This is a genomic window from Vibrio sp. 704, assembly GCF_033339295.1.
The window spans coordinates 1-547 of record NZ_JAWOUH010000876.1; the positions used below are offsets into that span (position 1 = coordinate 1).

A 547-nucleotide genomic window follows, 5' to 3' on the forward strand; every position below is an offset into this window, starting at 1 on the left:
CACTATGCTTTGTACTGCGTTAGTGAACGACGAAGGTGTGCGTATTTCAACGGTTGAACACTTGAACGCTGCACTTGCAGGTATGGGCATCGACAACATTATTGTTGAAGTTGACGCACCTGAAATCCCAATTATGGATGGTAGCGCAAGCCCGTTCGTTTACCTGCTTCAGCAAGCTGGTATCGAAATGCAAAACGTTCCTAAGCGTTTTATCCGCATTAAAAAGCCAGTTCGTTTTGAAGATGGCGATAAGTGGGCAGAATTTGTCCCATTTAACGGCTTCCGTATGGACTTCGAAATTGACTTTAACCACCCTGCGATTGAATCAGACGAGCAGCGCCTGCTGTTTGATTTCTCATCTCAAGGTTTCGTTCGCGAAATTTCTCGTGCACGTACGTTTGGCTTTATGCGTGATATCGAGTACCTACAATCTCAAAACCTAGTTTTGGGTGGTAGTTTCGACAATGCTATCGTATTGGACGATTACCGAATTCTGAACGAAGAAGGTCTGCGCTTTGAGAATGAATTTGTTACTCACAAGGTGTTA

General features: G+C 44.2%; 1 protein-coding gene. It reads left to right on the plus strand.

Annotated features, from left to right (window positions below):
- Nucleotides 1-547: UDP-3-O-acyl-N-acetylglucosamine deacetylase (gene lpxC, locus R7R24_RS29645; RefSeq protein WP_318120580.1), on the plus strand; the 547-nt coding region annotated here is incomplete at both ends.